Raw genomic sequence first — 16,265 nt, 5'->3', positions numbered from 1 at the left:
TTAAATCCGTTTTCAAAAGTACCGTCGTTTGGATTCTCTTCAGCACAAGTGTCTCCACCACCGCCTCCGCCGGTAGGTTCACACTCACCTTCAAATATATAAACGCCATCCATAAGGGGGTCTCCGATGGCCCAACCTGCATCAAACTGTGCTGCCGGATGTCCTACAGAAGAAGAAGAAGTAACTACCCAGAATACACTTCCAGTAGCACCACCGTCGGTAACGGAAAGTTCAACCCAATACGTAGTTGGAGCATCATCTTGACCTTCAAACAAGAATGGATCTACAGAAAGCTCTATTTCATTTACGTCAAAACCAAAATTAGTACCAATTACGGTCTGGCTATCAATAGTAACACCTGTTTCTGAACCTATTAAAGTACCAGGAAGACCAGCTGTGTCGGAATAATAATTTACATCAACGTTAGAAATACCTCCGTTAGCGAAAATACTAGCTGTGATATTAGTTAATGTAAAGTCTTCTCCTGCTGCAACCGTTACGTCGTTCGCGGTCATAAAGTCGGTTGCTGAAGAACAGTTAAATCCGTTTTCAAAAGTACCGTCGTTTGGATTCTCTTCAAAGCAGGTGTCTCCCCCGCCGCCGCCTCCGGCAGTAACATCAATGGTATAGTCTTCGGCTTGTCCATAACCAGAACCTGGAGTACAGGAATCGGTAGCGAAACCAGCTAAGAATTTTTTAATAACCCGCATTCTTGTTTCTCCTTCAACAACTCCTGCTGGTACAGTAATTGTACCTGTTGCTTGAATACCATCGTTACCATTAGAGTTAACAATTGTACCTATTTCATATCGTTCGCCGGCATTGTCTAAAATTCCGTCTTGGTTCCAATCGATAAATACAGTAAAACTAGCAGTAAAATTGCCATCAGTATTTCCTTCTAATGCTATTGGATAGCTTTCTCCTTCGGCCATTTCACCAATTATAGTAGTAAAATCCTCATGCGCTGGAGATCCGCCAGGAGCAGCGTCGCTTCTATTGCTTATTCCAGCAACCTCAACGTTAGTAATTGGTTCTACGTTACTATTATAAGTTAAAGGTCCACAATAGGGCTCAGGAAAAGTACCTCCTCCACCGCCACCACCAGTAGGTGCACAAGTGCCTTCAAAAATATAAACGCCGTCCATAAGCGGGTCTCCGATAGACCAACCTGCATCAAACTGTGCAGCTTTGTTTCCTACTGAAGTTGAAGAAGTAACTACCCAAAATACACTTCCAGTCGCACCACCATCGGTAACAGAAAGCTCAATCCAATAGGTAGTTGGTACATCATCTTGACCTACGAATACAAACGGATCTACAGAAAGCTCAATTTCATTTACATCGATACCAAAATTAGTACCAATTACGGTTTGGTTATCAATAGTAACACCTGTTTCTGAACCTATTAAAGTACCAGGAAGACCAGCCGCGTCGTTGTAATAATTAACATCTACACTTGCAATACCTCCGTTAGCAAAAATACTAGCTGTGATATTAGTTAAAGTAAAGTCCTCACCTGCCGCAACGGTTACGTCATTCGCAGTCATAAAATCGCTTGCTGAAGAACAGTTAAAACCGTTTTCAAAAGTACCGTCGTTTGGATTCTCTTCAGAACAAGTGTCTCCACCACCTCCGCCACCATCGGTAGCGACTATTAGTGCATCCCAACCTAGCCAGTTTACAACTCCACTAGCGTGAAAAAAGAAAAAGAAATTTCCGCTTGTTGATGTAAATGTAGCCGAACCGTGAGAAGCAATCATATTTGCTAAGGTTTTATCTCCTGTATTGGCTCCAGTACTACTATTATCGTAAAGAATAGTTCCAGTGGCATCAGTACCATCATATATTCTTAGGTAATCAAAAGTTCCATTTACACCGAAATCAAGAAACTCGATTTCTGAAACGCCTGCTAAGGTTGTTTGAGTATCGCAATTACAGTTTGGATAGTTGCCTGCGTTACCATCAGAATTCGCTCCTCCTGGTCCTCCTGGATCAAAGAAATTGTCTCCAACAGCAGGTGTAAAAGTTTCTGTAGCTCCAGCCGTAGGAGTAATATCTGCCATAGGTCTGTTAGCAACAGCTGCAGGAGATACGTAAACTACAGGATTACTTGCTCTATAGGCTGCATCTGCAAGAAGCTCGGCCTCAATATCATCTTGATTTAACGGATAATTAACCGTTGGTGAAGTTGAAACCCGATTAAAAATTACAGGATTATTTTCTCCAAGATTCATAGCAGTTCTATGAAAAGAATCACTGCTACGCGACTGCACATTCAATTGTCTTTCCGAATTAGAAGTTACTCTGCCAGGATTCATTTCAGCAAAACCTTTAATAGTGCTTTCTCTTGGTAGCTGATAAGTTCCTTGATGCTGAACTTGCTCTCTTGTTAAAACAGTAGGATTATTAACCCCTTGACTTTTGGCGTCTATTTCGCCAGACTGCAAAGAAACACCAGACTGCGTAACAGTTTGGGATTTTCGTTGCTGATCGTACCGAATAGGGTTATCAACCCTATTTTCTTTTACTGTGGTTTCTTGGGAATACCCGAGGGTACCAACCGCCAGTAAAATTAACAGTGTAAAAGTTTTTCTCATAATACATTTAAATTAGTTAATACTATGCTAAAAATATACAATTTCCAGTTAATTGAGCAAACTGAATGTGTTAATTAATTTCATACAGCTTCACAGAAATCACTTTTTTATGAAAATAAATATGTACTTTATTTTTCGCCTTAACCCGTCTAGCAAGAGCCTAGCAACAATTACACAGCTACAAAAACTGAGTAAAAAATAATTGAGAACCCATCTTGATTTTAGTAAATATTAAATTTTTTCTGAATATTACGAGTCAATTTATTTCTAATTAAATAGATAACCTATTGTATTAATAGTATGACGCCACAACTATACGCACTAAGAAGGTTTTCACTTTCATCAATATTGAGTAAAAACAGATTGCGAGCGGATAATTAATAATTGAGCTGAACAATATACTTCTCTATAAAATCCAAGTCTATTAAGATTGACTAAAGGAGACTTATATATGCAGAGGTAACCGATACTTTAAATGAAGCGTAATATGTTTATCATCCACTTAAAACCATTGACCCGTCAAGTATTTTGAATAATTTATAACAGTGGTACCCAAGCCAGCATGGAATATTCGTAAAAATCGATAATTCAAATTTTAAGATTGAAGAAAATTAAGATTTTGTCCTAAATTATATGAATGCACAAAAGGTTTCAACAATTGAGAATTGGAAGATAGCTAAAAGGCGGTTTTTCTTTTGATTCTATACCGTATAAATCCTATTCAACACTGCCTTTCGTTTTATTTTTCCTGTTTCGGTATATATAAAGGTTGGAGTTGTAAGAACTTTCTTTGGTTTCTCGTATTTAAAAAGTGTTTCAAAAATTTGAGTGAACATAGACACATCAACATCTTCAGCACTTTCTAAAATCAAGACAACCTTTTCTCCCAGCATTTCATCTTTTTCTGATGCAATAAAAAATGGTTGCTTTATCTGAGTTGCGAGCTTTTCCTCAACTTGCTCGGGATGCACTTTTACACCACCCGTATTAATTACATTATCTATTCTTCCTAAAAGCCTAAATGATTTATCTGAAAGCAATTCTACAACATCATTTGTATTTACAGTTTCTTCTGAAATTTTTGGGGCATCTATTAGTAAACAAGAATTTTGATTTTGAGAAAACTTTACATCTGGAAGCGCTTGATAAATTGAAGACCGTTTTGAGCCATTTAAAGAGCGAATAGCAATATGACTAATTGTTTCCGTCATTCCATACGTAGCATAGACGCTCGTATTTAAATGTTGAAGTTTTTCTTCGAGTAATGGTGAAACAGCACCACCCCCAACAATCATTTTTTTTACTTTGTGCATTTCTGATATTGAATGATGCACTTGATAAGGTACCATTGCCGCAAAATCGAATTCAATTTCAATACCTTTTAAAGGATTCTTTCCAGGAGATGTAATATATATGTCCCAACCAGCAATCATCGCGCGTACCAGCATCATTTTACCTGCAATATAATCTGAGGGAAGACAAAGCAATGCTTTAGTTCGAGCATTTAAATCAAAAAATGCCGCAGTAGCCAAAGCACTGTTCCTTACGTGCTTTTTTAAGAGTTTGATAGGCTTAGGCTTTCCAGTAGAGCCGGAAGTTTTCACTTCAATAAATTCGTTGCTATTCAGCCATTCAAGGATAAATTTTCCGACAGAAACCTCATCACTCGCACCGATTTTAATCAATTGTAGAGCATAGCTACTTAATAATTCAGAAGAAGGAAAAGTGGTACCGTTTAATTTAAAATCGGGATGTAGCAATGTAATTAGAATTAAATAAGATTATGAATAATCTGTTGTTTCTTCAACCAAAATTATCGGCTTTTTTACTTTTCCAAAAAGTTTACCTTTCCAATCTGTCCAGTTATAGCGTCGTGCCATTAGTAATAAAAAGATAGGGTAAATTATAAGAACGGGCGCAATTACATCAAATCCTGCCGACGGTTCTGATATGTCTTTTAAAATAGAATTGGTCGAAAAAACTGTCCAATCGGCTGTAACCAAAAGTGCTGCGATTAAGTTATTTCCCGCGTGAAAGCCTAAAGCGAGTTCCATTCCTTCATCCATAAGCGTCATTATTCCCAACAGCAATCCTGTACCTATATAATAAACCATTATAACGGAGCCTAATTTATCAACTTCTGGATTAGCCATATGAAGACCGCCAAAAACCACTGAAGTTACGATTAACGGAACCCATCTGTTCTTAGCAAGCACCCCTATGCCCTGCATTAAATATCCTCTAAAAAGATATTCTTCAAAACTGGTTTGCAAGGGTATCATTACAATTGCTATTACAGCAAGAATTAAAAACGGAATTAACTCGAATTGAACAACATAGTCTTCTGGATTGCTGTAATAATCCGCTGCCGTTAAAACAATTGTTAGCGTGGCTATAAGTGCAAATCCAAAGAATACCCTTCCCCAATCTGTTTTTTTCCGACTTGTGGTCAATTCAATAAAAGGTTGCTTGTGAAGAAATCGTGCAACAAAATACACTCCCAATAACCCGACTGCAAAACTTAACAACATTAAGAAGAAAGTAAGATTGGAATCGAGTACCGTAAGCATTGAATTCGTGTCTTGCAGACTTTCTAAGCCTGCACCCGATGAAAATGATTTTATAACAACCGCAATAGCAAGTGGAATGGAGCCTATTTGACTGGCAAAAACTATAATGATAATACCTACAAGGTAGCGCCACCAATCGTGAAGGGATTTAAAAGCTTGTTCAATGTACATTCTTTATGAGGTTTTAGATATGAGATTTGAGATGTGATACATTATAAATGGCTATAATTTTATTGATTATTGTGAAGTAAATCGAGATTCCATACCTCGGAAATATCATATTTTAGAGTACCGTTAGAAACTTTTAAAGGGCTTTCAATATTGTTGGTATAAAGACTTCCGGTCCCTAAGCCTTGTGGCAATTTACTGTTTTTAGTAAACGTATATTGTGAAATTGCGTTTAAACCTACATTGCTCTCCAACGCAGAGGTAATCCACCAACCAGCACCATTGCGCTCGGCGAGATTTATCCACGTGTCGCTTCCTTGAAAACCTCCAATTAACGATGGTTTTAAAATAATATATTGTGGTTTAATAGTATGCAGCAATTTCGATTTTTCTTCTTTTTGGAATACTCCAATTAACTCCTCATCCAAGGCGATGGCTAAAGGACTGTCTTCACAAAGTCGTGCCATTTCCTGCCATTGCCCTTGCCTTATTGGTTGTTCTATGGAATGAAGTTTTAAATCTGAAAGCACCTTCAATTTTTCTAAAGCTTCTTTGGGAGAAAATGCACCGTTTGCATCTACACGGAGTTCTACTTCTGATGAAGAAAACTGTTTTCTAATAGATTTTAAAAGGGCTAATTCAGTTTTAAAGTCGATAGCCCCGATTTTCATTTTTACACAAGTGAAGCCCTGTTTTAGTTTTTCAGAAATCTGTTCTTTCATAAAACCCTCATCGCCCATCCACACCAAGCCATTAATAGATATGGAAGCTTCACCTTGCGTAAATTCTGATGGAAATAAAATAAATGAATCCTCCGACAGCAACGATTTAAAAGCTGTTTCTACACCAAATTGTATCGAAGGAAATTGGGTTAAAGCCTGGTAAAATTCTGCTTCACCTAAAACTATATTCTCACAAACCCATTGCAATTTTTCTTCGTAATCTGCTCTATCATCTATGCTTAAGCCTCGTAACAAGCCGCACTCTCCTATTCCATACGATTTTCCGTCATTAAGAATTAAAAAAAAAGTTTCTTTTGTTTTCAATATACCTCGCGAAGTTCCGCTTGGGCGTTTGAAGTTTAGAATGTGTTTTCTATATGAGGCTTTCATGTTTTTCTCTCGCAAAGGCACGAAGTCGCAAAGAAATTTGCTTGGCCACTTTTGCAGCTTTACATCTTGTTTATTTTCAAAGGTTTAACATTCTTGCTAATTTGATTTCTAGCAAAGTCGCTATGGCGCAAAGTAAAAAGCTTAGCAACACGATTACTTTATGGCAATATGCTACAACTCGATACTCTCCCCTATTTCAAAAAGCATTAAATCTTTTCCTGCTTCATAAAATTTACGTTTCGCATCTTCGTGGTCTATTTCAATATACCCGAAGGTGTCGTAATGAACTCCCATTACTTTATCGCACTGTACAAAATCGCTTGCAATAATTGCATCATCCACTCCCATAGTGAAATTATCCCCAATAGGCAGTATCGCCAAATCCAGCTTAATGTATAGCGGGATAAGCTTCATGTCCATCGTTAAAGCGGTATCACCGGCAATGTAGATGTTTTTATGTTCACCTTCAATTACAAATCCACCAGGTTGTCCGCCGTAGCCACCATCTGGAAAGCTGCTTGTATGAATTGCAGTAACGTATTTTACCTTCCCAAATTCAAACTTCCAACTTCCTCCGTGATTCATTGGGTGCACTTCGATTCCTTTTTCTTCGTAGTGACTTGTAATCTCAAAATTACTGACAATAATAGCACCGGTTCGTTTTGCTATTGCTTCAGCATCCAAAATATGGTCGGAGTGTGCGTGAGTTAATAAAATATAATCTGCCTGAAGTGTTTCAATGTCTATTTTATCTTTTGCAAGGTCGTTTCCAGTAATAAAGGGATCGACTAATATGTGAGTGCCTCGAACTTCAATACCAAGGCAGTTATGACCGTAGAATGTAATTTTCATAATTTAAAATATTTTGATTTAAATATATTAAAACCAAGCCGAAACAAAAAACAATATCGAAAACAGAAAGGTGCTTAATGCTACCTTTTTCAGTTCTGGATCTAACAGTGGCGGTGCATTATTTTTGTGGACTTTTTTTAGGTGAATAAATAATGGAACGAAAGCGAGCATCGGGAGATAATCTACCCAATGATTTCCATTCAAAGCAAAATAAAGGAAAGCCGAAATAAAGGCTATACTAATTAAGGTGTAATGATACTTTTTAGCATTTGCTTCTCCCAATAGCACAGCAATGGTAATTTTGTTCACTTTTGCATCAGACAAACGATCACGCATATTATTAAGGTTAAGAACTGCCGTACTCAAAAGCCCTATAACAATGGCCGGAAGGAGAATAAACCCATTTAAGTCTTTTGCAAATAAAAAGTAGCCTCCTAAAACACTAAGCAGCCCAAAAAATGAAAAAACAAAAACATCGCCCATTGCACGATAACCATAAGCTGTTTTCCCGACGGTATAAGTTATTGCGGCAACAATAGCGGCGATTCCGAGGATGAAAAATATGGTGGAATGCAAAATATTTTGATTTTCAAAAGAAACGTAAATAAGCGAACAGGCAAGCACCAATGTTATAATTGAAGCTATTGCAATTCCTTTTTTCAATTCTGAAGCAGAAAGCACTCCACTTTGCATAGCCCGCATAGGGCCTACCCGTTCGTGATTATCTGTTCCTTTTACTCCATCGCCATAATCATTAGCAAAATTTGAAAGAATTTGAAGCCCCAAAGTTGTTGCAAGGGCAAGGCTAAAAATTGGCATTGAGAATATTCCAACTTCTTTTGCAGCAGCTCCAGCAGTTACAATTCCAGAAATCGAAAGTGGTAAGGTACGCAATCGGGCAGCAGAAATCCAAGCTTCGAGTTTTGTCATTCACTTATTAATTTAATGCCGTAAAAATACATTTAAAAAGTAGCGGAGACAATTATATTAAAAATTCATATTTTCACACCTTTAAACTTAAACCCTCAGTTATGACGCAAAATTTCGGTCTTTTATTTCTTCGTGTTGCTTTTAGCGGCCTGATGCTTACGCACGGCATCCCTAAACTTTTAAAACTGATTTCTGGTAATTTTGAATTCGCCGACCCTATTGGTATTGGCCCTACCGCTTCATTAATATTAGCTGTCTTGGGAGAGGTTGTTTTTCCTGTTCTTATAATTATTGGATATAAAACTCGTTTGGCAGCTATCCCCGTGGTAATAACAATGCTAATAGCCGCTTTCGTGCACCACGCAAACGATCCGTTCGGTGTTCAGGAAAAGGCTTTAATGTACTTGGCGGCCTTTATTTCTATTGCTATTTTAGGCGCTGGCAAATATTCTATTGACAGAAAATAATTTTCGTTCCCTCGAATGGCAGATCTATTCGAGGGAACGATAATTTAATTGAATACTTTAATTAAAAGCTCTTTTAATAAGTCTCCTTGTGAAAGATTAGCGGCACCAACCCCTTTGCTTTTCATATCGACTTCTCTAATAGCGGCAATTGCGGCACTCACTTTTTTCATCGGAAAATTTCCTGCAGCAGTTTGGTAATCTTTAATAAAATAAGGATTAATCCCAAGCATTCGAGACGCATCCCGTTTGTTAGAAAGTGCGTGGTATTTTAAAAGTTTTGAGAAGAAACCATATAAAAGTCCAATGGTAACCACTATTGGGTTGTTTTTTGGATTCTGTGAGAAGTATTGCACTATGGCAAAAGCTTTTTTCATGTCTCTTTCTCCAATGGCATTCTGTAGCTCAAAATTATTGAAATCCTTACTTATCCCAATGTTTTCCTCAATTAGCTGTGGCGTTATTTGTCCCCCTGCGTTTAGAATTAGCTGTAATTTTTCAAGTTCGTTGTTTACTTTACTCAAATCATTACCTAAAAACTCCACGAGCATTTGAGCAGCTTTTGGTGTAATTGTATAACCTTTACCTGCCAAAACGCGTTTTATCCAATCAGGAACTTGATTTTCGTAGAGTTTTTTGCTTTCAAAAAGCACCCCGGTCTTGGCAATTTCTTTTGCTAACTTTTTCCGTTTGTCAAGGGTTTTATACTTATAGCACATAACCAAAATGGTTGTGGGCTGTGGGTTTTTAGCATAATTCACTAGATTTTCGATTGTCCTCGATAAATCCTGAGCCTCTTTTACAATAACCACTTGTTTTTCGGCCATCATCGGGTAACGCTTAGCATTACTAACAACGTCATCTATCGTAATATCACGCCCATAAAGAACCATTTGGTTAAAACCTTTTTCTTCTTCGCTCAACACATTCTCTTCAATGTATTTCGAAATCCCGTCGATATAATAAGGCTCATCTCCCATTAAAAAATAAATAGGCTTTATAGTACCGTTTTTAAGGTCGTTGATTATGGATTTTACTTTATCGAGTGGCATAAAAGAGTTTAAATGTTTATACGTTTAAGTGTTTATAAGTGTAAATGTTTATAAATTTGAGTGTTTATAAGCTTGACTCTGAAAGATGTTTTTATGTTTAAAAGTTGAAGCGTTTAAATGCACAAGAAATTAGATTTTCATATATTCTATTGTCTTAATTTTTTGTGCTTCATTCTCTACGCTATATTTTTTGTTCTTTATGAAATCGACCTTTTGCAATTTCTATAAGCTTCGGAATTTAGTACTTTTACCAGATGCAAAAACTAAACTTTCCCGAATATTCCTTTCGCTTCAAAAATAGCGAAAATAGAACGATGGTTTTTGATGAAATTCGAAAAAAGTTTGTCGTTCTTACTCCCGAAGAATGGGTTCGATTACACGTGGTGCAGTTTTTATTAAAAGAGCATACCTACCCTAAAGGCCTTATAAATGTAGAAAAGCAGCTAAAGCTTAACAACACAACCAAACGGTACGACGTTGTGGTGTACAATAAAGATGGCAGTGTTTTTATGATAGTAGAATGCAAGGCTCCTTCAGTTCCGATAACTCAGCATACATTTGACCAAATTGCACGATATAATCTAGCTTTGGATGCACAATACTTGATGGTTACAAACGGGCTAGAACACTATTTTTGTCAAATGGATTTTGAAAACAGGCGATATGTGTTTTTAAAAAATGTGCCGAATCCAAATAAATAACGTATAACAAAGGTTGCTGAGTACATTTCAATAAGCAAAGCAATATTAAAATTTGTACCGAAGCAATGACATTTTATCTAAATTTGGTGCCGTGAAAGTAGCAGTAGTCATCTTAAATTGGAACGGAAAAGCATTGTTGGAGCGATTTCTCCCTTCGGTAATAACTTTTTCGGAAGGAGCAAATATTTACTTAGCAGACAATGCTTCTACAGATGATTCAGTAGCTTTTGTTTCGAGTGAGTTTCCATCTGTAAAAATTATTCAAAATTCCGAGAATGGTGGTTATGCGCAAGGATATAATGATTCGCTTAAAAACCTTTCCGAAGAAATCTTTGTTCTTTTAAACAGCGATGTTGAAGTTACTGAAAACTGGTTAGCCCCTATTATTTCTGAATTTATCAAAGACGCAACTGTCGTAGCGGCACAACCAAAATTATTAGACCTTAAAAAGAAGGAGTATTTTGAATACGCGGGTGCTGCAGGAGGTTTTATTGATCGTTATGGATATCCGTTTTGCCGCGGAAGAATTTTTGATGTTTTAGAAAAGGACACTGGACAGTATAACGACACTACAGAAATATTTTGGGCTTCGGGAGCTTGTCTTTTTGTAAGAGCGAAATCGTTCCGTGATGCCAATGGATTTGATGAAGATTATTTTACCCATCAAGAAGAAATTGATCTCTGTTGGCGACTTAAAAATTCGGGAGGAAAAGTATTATTTGTAGGCGAGTCAAAAGTATTCCATTTAGGAGGAGCAACCTTACACTCAGGAAATCCTCGGAAAACCTTTTTCAACTTTAGGAATTCGCTCTTAAACCTCGTTAAAAATGTGTCAGGCACGCGAGTATTTGGAATTATTTTCGTGCGAATGATACTCGATGGAGCAGCAGCTTTTCAGTTTCTATTGAAAGGAAAACCAAAACATTTTACAGCAGTATTAAAAGCACATTATAGCTTTTATGGATTATTGCCAAAATTTAGAAAAAAAAGAATAAAAATTGATTTAAATAAGAATTACTTCCGAGTTACATCTATTGTTTTTCAATTTTACATCCGAAAAATCAAGTATTTTAATCAACTCTAAGTTGTTTTGCCTAAAGTATTGTTAATCGTGCCTTAACTATAGGGAAGTTTGATAAATTTGGGGCTCCAAAAACGGAAATAACAAACTAACATAATTCTTAACAAACTATGAAGAAACTATTGATTTTAGCATTATGCTCGAGCTTTGCATTTACTTCTTGTGTATCAAGTAAGAAGTACAACGAGCTTGCGGCTAAACAAAAAAACACCCAAGACCTACTTAATTCTTGCACAGTAAAATTAAATGAGTGCCTTACTGAAAAAACAGCAGCTTCTGTTAGAGCAAAACAACTTGAAGAGCGTCTAGCCGATATGAGACAGACCAATCAAGATCTTATTCAAAGCTCTAAAGAATTGACAATGCTAACTTCTAAAGGAGCAACAAACCTTGAGAAGTCATTAGAAAGTCTAAAAGAAAAAGATTTAAAAATTACCCGTTTGCAGGATGCCTTGAACAAAAAAGATAGTGTTACCCTTGCTTTGGTTACTAGCCTTAAAAAGGAAGTTGGTATTAACGATCCAGACATTGAAGTAAATGTTGAAAAGGGAGTTGTTTACATTTCACTTTCGGATAAAGTTCTTTTCAAAACTGGAAGCTATGAAATTTCTGGTAGAGCTAACGAAATCTTAGGAAAAGTTGCCAAAGTAATTAACGGAAAACCAAATTTTGAAGCAATGGTAGAAGGTCACACCGACAACGTACCATACAGAGAAAGAAATGGCCTGATAGACAACTGGGATTTAAGTGTAAAAAGGGCTACTTCTATTGTAAGAGCATTGAAAGATTTAGGTGTTAGCCCAGAAAGATTAGTTGCTGCTGGTCGTGGAGAATATGACCCATTAGTACCAAATACGACTGCGGAAAACAGGGCTACAAACAGAAGAACCCGAATTTTAGTACTTCCAAAAATCGATCAGTTCTACGATATGATTGAAAAGGAAATGAAAACCCTTGAAAAGCAAGGATAATAATTTTCAAGAAAAATAAAATTGCACAACCCAGTCTTTAACGGCTGGGTTTTTGTTTTTTAAATAGCGACATATTCACAATGCTTTTCGTATCTTAGTCTTTAGCTTATTAAAGCCAATTTAAACATAAATAATATGGATGAATTTACCACTAATTGGACGCACGAAGAATTAAAGGCTTATATGCTTTTGTACTGTGCCAACGCAGATTTTGTTGTATCTCCAGAAGAAAAGAAATTTATTAAATCGAAGGTTAGCCCTGAAGAATACAAAAGAATTCATAAGGAGTTTGAAGCCGATAATGACTATCAGCGTATTCAGAAAATAGACGCCACCATTAAGCGGTTTGATTATTCAAAGGAAGAAATAGACGAAGCTTTTCAAAGTATAAAAAAGCTGTTTTTAACCGATGGGGAAATGGATATTTTAGAAAAAAACATTTACAGAGGATTAAAACACCTACTCCAAAAGTAAGTGTTTTAATTTCCTCAAAATTAAAGGTCTAAACTCCCTTTTCCTTCTCTAATTACAACGGGCTCATCCCCAGTAAGATCGATTACTGTAGAAGCAATGTTTCCACCATAACCACCATCAATTACAAGATCGACCAGATTCCCCCATTTTTCGAGAATAAGTTCAGGATCTGTGGTATATTCAATCAATTCGTCCTCGTCTCTAATTGAAGTTGATATAATAGGGTTTCCAAGTTCGTGAACTATAGCACGAGCAATAGCGTTATCGGGTACACGAATACCAACTTCTTTTTTCTTTTTAAATACCGTTGGAAGGTTATTGTTTCCTGGCAATATAAAAGTGTATGGCCCGGGCAAATTACGTTTTAAAAGTTTAAAAGTAGGCGAATCAATTTGCTTTACATAATCGCTTAAATTACTTAAATCTTCACAAATAAAAGAAAAGTTTGCTTTTTCAAGCTTAATTCCACGCAACTGAGCCACGCGTTCCATTGCACGATGATTTGTTATGTCGCAACCTAAAGCATAAACAGTATCACTCGGAAAAATAATAACTCCGCCATCCCTAAGAATTTTAACTACGCGCTTTATTTCTTTCGGATTAGGGTTTTCTTCATAAATTTTTATAAACTCTGCCATAATTTATTTTTTTTCTTAAATATAAACCTATTTGCAATAATTAACAACCACTATTTAAGCATTAAATTAAAAACTTCAACAGGGTGTTAATTGATTATTGAACTTTTAGTTATTAAGTTGATTTAGATTATGTAAGGAACGTCATAGTTTTCATTAAGCACCTGTAATATTTCTTTAAACAAATCTATTCAAGGACTTTAAGTTTGGCAAAACGAAGCAATAATTTTTTTAATCCACCATTTTCAAAATCTATTTCTACTTTGGTATCTGCGCCAGCACCTTCAATTTTAACTATTTTACCTTTTCCAAATCTAACGTGTTCCACCATAGTACCCATTGCAAGGTTAGCATCGGAAGCACTAAAATTTTTATCCGTATTGCTAGTTGCAGGTCTAAGTTTTCTCAATTTCCGCAACTGCGCTTCTGTTGGTCCTTTTGGCGGACTGCCGGCAACTGGTTTTTTTAGACGAAGTTTACTGTGGTCTACATCATCAAAAATGTCTACATCAAGCAAAGGCTTGTATCTGTTTTCTGTAATTGGAGTCAGATATTCTAAATAACTATCGTCGATTTCTTGAATAAATCGGCTTGGTTCTGCGTCAATTAATTTTCCCCATCGATAACGAGACTGAGTGTAAGTTAAATATGCCTGTTTTTCTGCTCGGGTGATAGCCACGTAAAACAACCTTCGCTCCTCTTCCAATTCACTTCGGGTATTCATACTCATACCACTCGGAAATAAATCTTCCTCCATCCCTACGATATACACATACGGGAATTCGAGTCCCTTAGCTAAGTGAACGGTCATTAAGGCAACTCGGTCGCTATCGCCTTTATCGTTATCGGCATCTGTAGCCAGCGCCACATCTTCCATAAATTCTGCAAGCGAGCCAGTAGCATCTACAATTTCTTTTTGTTCTTCTACAAAATCTCGCATTCCGTTTAGTAATTCCTCTATATTTTCAATACGAGCAATTCCTTCGGGAGTACCGTCTTTCTTCAGTTCTTGAAACAGTCCAGTTTTTTTAGTAACGTGTTCGGTTATTTGAAAAACATCATAACTTTTATTTAAAACCTGAAAACTTTCAATCATCGTTACAAAATCGCGTAACTTGTTTTTTGTTCCGGAATTGATTTTTAAATCTATCCGATCTATGTTTTTCATCACTTCAAAAATAGACCGGTTGTAATGGTTTGCAGCTACAATTAAACGTTCCATTGTAGTGTCGCCTATTCCTCTTGCAGGATAATTAATAACCCTTTTTAATGCTTCTTCGTCTTTTGGATTCAATATTAACCGTAAATAAGACAGCACATCTTTAATTTCTTTTCGCTGATAAAAACTAAGTCCGCCATAAATTCGATATGGAATATCCCGCTTCCGAAGTGCATCTTCCATCGCGCGACTTTGAGCATTGGTTCTATACAGAATTGCAAAATCGCCATCCTTCATTTGATGGTTCATTTTATTCTCAAAAATAGAACTCGCCACAAATCTACCTTCATCGCCATCTGTCATTGTACGATTCACAATAATTTTATTGCCATCGTCATTCTCGGTCCAAACAACTTTGTCGAGTCGCGTTTTGTTTTTTTCAATAATGCTGTTAGCGGCATTTACGATATTTTTGGTAGAACGGTAATTTTGCTCCAATCGATATGTTTTAACATCGTCATAATCTTTCTGAAAATTCAGAATGTTATTGATGTTCGCACCTCGGAAAGCATAGATACTCTGGGCGTCATCACCTACCACACAAATATTTTGAAATCTATCTGAGAGCGCCTTTACAATCAAATACTGACTGTGGTTTGTATCTTGGTACTCATCGACCAAAATGTATCGGAAACGATTTTGGTACTTTGCCAACACTTCTGGAAATCGTGTTAAAAGCTCGTTCGTTTTTAGCAATAAATCGTCAAAATCCATTGCTCCTGCTTTGAAACATTTTTCGACATACGACTTATAAATATCACCCAAACGCGGCATTTTCGCCATTGCATCGGCTTCCATTAATTCAGGATTGTTGAAGTAAGCTTTTACAGTTATCAAGCTGTTTTTATAGGAAGAAATTCGAGAGTAAACCTGCTTGTATTTATATACATCCTTGTCTAGATGCATTTCTTTTATAACCGCACGAATTACACTTTGCGAATCCTGGGTATCATAAATTGTAAAGTTTGAAGGATAGCCAAGTTTATCGGCTTCAAACCGAAGAATTTTCGCAAAAATACTGTGGAAAGTTCCCATCCAAATATTTTTACCTTCACTAGCTCCTACAATTTTTGAAATTCGCCCTTTCATTTCACGAGCGGCCTTATTGGTAAAAGTAAGTGCCAATATATTAAACGGATCTACCCCCTGAGACATTAAGTATGCAATTCTATAAGTGAGCACTCGGGTTTTGCCCGATCCCGCACCAGCTATTACAATCATTGCTCCATCCTTTTGCAGCACTGGAGCAAGTTGAGCTTCGTTAAGTTGTTTTAAATACGCTTCCAAATCATCAATTTCTATACGCTGTGAAAATAGCCATTATTGAACTTTTTACCCCCATTATAACCGAGAAATTATAAACAAATATCTTCTTTCACCATACTTAAAATCAGTTATGGAAAAGTTTTTTCGAGATTTAAAAGACTGTTAAATTATTG

At 36.5% G+C, this 16,265-nt stretch carries 14 protein-coding genes; 5 read left to right on the top strand and 9 right to left on the bottom strand.

Going from position 1 to position 16,265, the window contains the following annotated elements:
• The 6 genes from BLW28_RS10960 to menA form a co-directional block, all read right to left on the bottom strand.
• Positions 1 to 2,597: GEVED domain-containing protein (locus BLW28_RS10960; RefSeq protein ID WP_244885846.1), on the bottom strand; the 2,597-nt coding region annotated here is incomplete at its 3' end.
• 701 nt (positions 2,598 to 3,298) lie between these two features.
• Positions 3,299 to 4,357 (bottom strand): AMP-binding protein, encoded by a 1,059-nt coding sequence (locus BLW28_RS10955; RefSeq protein ID WP_159431760.1) that lies wholly within the window; start codon positions 4,355 to 4,357, stop codon positions 3,299 to 3,301.
• A gap of 21 nt (positions 4,358 to 4,378) precedes the next feature.
• Positions 4,379 to 5,338 (bottom strand): CPBP family intramembrane glutamic endopeptidase, encoded by a 960-nt coding sequence (locus BLW28_RS10950; protein ID WP_073218786.1) that lies wholly within the window; start codon positions 5,336 to 5,338, stop codon positions 4,379 to 4,381.
• A 59-nt stretch (positions 5,339 to 5,397) separates the two neighbouring features.
• The gene (locus BLW28_RS10945; RefSeq protein ID WP_073218782.1) at positions 5,398 to 6,447 is read right to left on the bottom strand and encodes an o-succinylbenzoate synthase; all 1,050 of its coding nucleotides are present in this window, start codon (positions 6,445 to 6,447) and stop codon (positions 5,398 to 5,400) included.
• A 171-nt stretch (positions 6,448 to 6,618) separates the two neighbouring features.
• Positions 6,619 to 7,299, bottom strand: a complete 681-nt coding sequence (locus tag BLW28_RS10940) for a metal-dependent hydrolase (RefSeq protein ID WP_073218779.1) — start codon at positions 7,297 to 7,299, stop codon at positions 6,619 to 6,621.
• Positions 7,300 to 7,326: 27 nt separating this feature from the next.
• Entirely contained in the window at positions 7,327 to 8,229 is a 903-nt protein-coding gene (gene menA, locus BLW28_RS10935; protein WP_073218776.1) for a 1,4-dihydroxy-2-naphthoate octaprenyltransferase, read from the bottom strand.
• 101 nt (positions 8,230 to 8,330) lie between these two features.
• Here menA and BLW28_RS10930 point away from each other — a divergent pair, with 101 nt between their 5' ends.
• Entirely contained in the window at positions 8,331 to 8,696 is a 366-nt protein-coding gene (locus BLW28_RS10930; RefSeq protein ID WP_073218774.1) for a DoxX family protein, read from the top strand.
• A 44-nt stretch (positions 8,697 to 8,740) separates the two neighbouring features.
• Here BLW28_RS10930 and holA read toward each other — a convergent pair whose 3' ends face one another.
• Positions 8,741 to 9,745 (bottom strand): DNA polymerase III subunit delta, encoded by a 1,005-nt coding sequence (gene holA / locus BLW28_RS10925; RefSeq protein ID WP_073218771.1) that lies wholly within the window; start codon positions 9,743 to 9,745, stop codon positions 8,741 to 8,743.
• A gap of 254 nt (positions 9,746 to 9,999) precedes the next feature.
• Here holA and BLW28_RS10920 point away from each other — a divergent pair, with 254 nt between their 5' ends.
• From BLW28_RS10920 to BLW28_RS10905, 4 genes are all read left to right on the top strand, one after another.
• Positions 10,000 to 10,446, top strand: coding sequence for a type I restriction enzyme HsdR N-terminal domain-containing protein (locus tag BLW28_RS10920; RefSeq protein ID WP_073218768.1), 447 nt, complete (start codon positions 10,000 to 10,002; stop codon positions 10,444 to 10,446).
• 91 nt (positions 10,447 to 10,537) lie between these two features.
• Complete coding sequence (locus BLW28_RS10915; protein ID WP_073218891.1) at positions 10,538 to 11,530, top strand: glycosyltransferase family 2 protein; 993 nt, start codon at positions 10,538 to 10,540, stop codon at positions 11,528 to 11,530.
• Between the two features lie 107 nt (positions 11,531 to 11,637).
• Positions 11,638 to 12,498, top strand: a complete 861-nt coding sequence (locus BLW28_RS10910) for an OmpA family protein (protein WP_073218765.1) — start codon at positions 11,638 to 11,640, stop codon at positions 12,496 to 12,498.
• 135 nt (positions 12,499 to 12,633) lie between these two features.
• Positions 12,634 to 12,972 carry a hypothetical protein gene (locus tag BLW28_RS10905; protein ID WP_073218762.1) on the top strand — a complete coding sequence of 113 codons (339 nt, stop codon included), beginning with the start codon at positions 12,634 to 12,636 and terminating at the stop codon, positions 12,970 to 12,972.
• 20 nt (positions 12,973 to 12,992) lie between these two features.
• On the opposite strand, the gene BLW28_RS10900 is transcribed toward BLW28_RS10905, so the two are convergent.
• Positions 12,993 to 13,610: an L-threonylcarbamoyladenylate synthase gene (locus tag BLW28_RS10900; protein WP_073218760.1), complete on the bottom strand. Its 618-nt coding sequence runs from the start codon at positions 13,608 to 13,610 to the stop codon at positions 12,993 to 12,995.
• A gap of 184 nt (positions 13,611 to 13,794) precedes the next feature.
• Entirely contained in the window at positions 13,795 to 16,113 is a 2,319-nt protein-coding gene (locus tag BLW28_RS10895) for an ATP-dependent helicase (protein ID WP_073218757.1), read from the bottom strand.
• Positions 16,114 to 16,265 lie beyond the last annotated feature (152 nt).

The sequence above is a fragment of the Aequorivita viscosa genome, assembly GCF_900106795.1.
Taxonomy (GTDB): Bacteria; Bacteroidota; Bacteroidia; order Flavobacteriales; family Flavobacteriaceae; genus Aequorivita; species Aequorivita viscosa.
Note: the sequence above shows the minus strand (reverse complement) of the source record. Positions and strands in the feature narration are given on the sequence as shown.